Source organism: Kitasatospora sp. NPDC032150, assembly GCF_055579945.1.
On record NZ_JBVIMH010000102.1, the window covers coordinates 1 to 1,729 of the forward strand.

At 68.4% G+C, this 1,729-nt stretch carries 1 pseudogene; it reads left to right on the forward strand.

Features of this window, described 5'->3' with window-relative positions:
* Window positions 1–121: 121 nt before the first annotated feature.
* Window positions 122–1,141, forward strand: a pseudogene (locus ACZ5ON_RS35975) (IS701 family transposase); the annotation flags it as partial.
* Window positions 1,142–1,729 lie beyond the last annotated feature (588 nt).

The window sequence follows — 1,729 nt, forward strand, 5'->3', positions numbered from 1 at the left end:
TCGACTTTCTTCGCCGATCGTTGATCTACAGGTGTCCCGTTGCCTTGTTCAAGCCCCTTGACCTGCGCACTCATGCCATAACGCAGCGGCGTTGTTGACTTGGCGGGTGATTGATCTTGGGGTGGGGCAGGTCGAGGAGTGGAAGGCGGCGCTGGCGGGGTTGCACGCCCGCTTCGCGTCGCGTTTCACCAGTCGGAGCCGCGAGGGCGGGCACTGGAGTACATGGCCGGGTTGATCGCCCCGCTGGAGCGCAAGAACGGCTGGTCGCTGGCGGAACGGGCTGGCCAGGACTGCCTGGACGGGATGCAGCGGCTGCTGAACTCGGCGACTGGGACGCCGATGCGGTCCGCGACGACGTGCGGGACTTCGTCGTGGAGAACATCGGCGACAAGGACGCGGTGCTGATCGGCGACGACACGGATTCCTGAAGAAGGGCACCCGCTCGGCCGGCGTCCAGCAACAGTACTCCGGCACCGCCGGCCGCACCGAGCACTGCCAAATCGGCACGTTCCTGGCCTACGCCTCCACCAAGGGACGGGCGTTGATCGACCGCGAGCTGTACCTGCCAGCCTCCTGGACCGACGACCGGGCACGCTGCCGGGCCGCCGGCATCGAGGACGACGTGCCGTTCGCCACGAAGATCGAGCACTTCCGGGCCATGCTCCAGCGCGCCCTCGACGCGAAGGTCCCCTTCGCCTGGGTGACCGCCGACGAGGCATACGGCCAGGTCAAGACCCTGCGGTTCTGGCTGGAGGAGCGAAGGGTCGCCCACGTGCTGGCCACCAAGGTCAACGACACCGTCATCACCACGGGCGGTGCGGACGCCCGCGTGGACCAGCTCGTCGCCGCCCTGTCCCGTCAGGCCTGGAAGCGGCTGTCCGACGGGCCTGGCGCCCACGGCCAGCGGATCTACGACTGGGCCCGCGTGCCCATCCGCATCTACTGGGAGAACGGCTTCGGCCACTGGGTCCTGGCCCGACGAAGCGTCAGCAACCCGACCGAGATCGCCCACTACGTCTGCTACGGCCCCGCCGACACCCGACAGACGGACCTCGCCCGGATCGCCGGGGCGAGGTGGCAAGTGGAAGAGTGCTTCCAGACCGCGAACCACCACGGGTCGATCTCCTCCAACGCGGCTCGGCGGGCCGGGGCCAGGCTGCCCGGCTCACCCTCGGGGACCTCGGCCGTGGCCCGAAGCGCCTGCAAAAACCTGCGCCGCCGCATGCGCCCGCCTCCCGGGTTCTGCCGCCCGGCCGCCCCGTTACCGATCTGACCGCCATCCTGGAGATCGCGATCGCCGACGCCCAGGCCCAGCACCCCAAGGCCCACCCCGGGGTGAAGAGCACCAGCGCCACGAAGAGCGCAAAGAAGACGCCGACCCGAAAGGCCACCGGCAGGACACTGCCCGGGGTCTGGGAGCTGTAGGGCGCAGCGGGCGGGGCTGGCGCCATCAAGGTGTTCTGCCCGGCCATCAAGATGCCCGCCGTGGCCGTCAAGGGATCCCGGTGCCGTCATCAAGGTGTCCGCCCCTGGGCATCAAGGTGCTCAGGGGTCACCAAGGTTGCGGGGGCGGAGCGTCGAGGAGTCCACCAAGTTCGACCAGTCTCAGCGAAGTTTGACGGCGGCTCGGTTGTCTCAGAAGCCGTTGTCTTTCCGAACGTGATCGTTGAGTTTCCGCTGTTCAGGCATGGTGTCGGCGTTTTCGAGGCAGGGTGGAGCCGTCGGGTTG